General features: G+C 68.4%; 2 protein-coding genes. Both read left to right on the top strand.

Features of this window, described 5'->3' with window-relative positions:
• Nucleotides 1-604: acyl-ACP desaturase (locus KUM32_RS32780; protein ID WP_217145576.1), on the top strand; the 604-nt coding region annotated here is incomplete at its 5' end.
• A gap of 37 nt (nucleotides 605-641) precedes the next feature.
• On the top strand, nucleotides 642-806 hold a 165-nt coding region (locus tag KUM32_RS45475; RefSeq protein ID WP_217145577.1), incomplete at its 3' end, for a transposase.

Genomic DNA, 806 nt, shown 5'->3' with positions numbered 1-806 from the left:
CGTGATGCGCGACTACCTGCTCACCTCGCGCGCCGTGGACCCGGTCGAACTCGAACGCTTCCGCATGTCGCACATGTCGGAGGGGTTCCAGTCCGACAACGCGCACAGCATGCTGCACTCGATCGCGTACGTCGCCTTCCAGGAACTCGCCACCCGCATCTCGCACCGCAACACCGGTCACCACTCGGGCGACCCGGTGTGCGACCGGATGCTGGCGCGCATCGCCACCGACGAGAACCTGCACATGGTCTTCTACCGCAACCTGCTCTCGGCGGCCTTCGAGATGGCCCCCGACCAGACCATGTGCGCCGTGCGCGACGTGGTGGTGGCCTTCCGGATGCCGGGCCACGGCATCCCCGGCTTCGAGCGGGCGGCGGCCCAGATGGCCATCGGCGGCATCTACAACCTGCGCATCCACCACGACGACGTGCTCCAGCCCGTGCTGCGCTACCTCAAGGTGCTGGAGATCTCCGGGCTCGGCCCGGACGGCCTCGCGGCGCAGGAGGAACTGGGCATGTACATGGGCGGGCTCGACGAGCAGGCGACCCGCTTCGACGAGCGACGCGAAGCGCTGCTCGCCCGCCGGGCCGCCCGGGGCCGCTAGGCCATTTCGTGTCGATCAGGCGGTTGTTGGTCCGGGTGTGCCGTTGAGTGACGCGCAGTGGGCGCGGATCGAGACGTTGCACCCGGACCGGACGTCGAAGCGGAGTGGGCGCTGGCGTGATCATCGTGAGGTGATCTACGCCATCGCCTTCACGTTCCAGACCGGTACTCAGTGGGTGCGCCTGCCGGAGAGGTACGGCAAC

It is taken from the genome of Streptomyces sp. AC627_RSS907, assembly GCF_019049165.1.
Note: the sequence above shows the minus strand (reverse complement) of the source record. Positions and strands in the feature narration are given on the sequence as shown.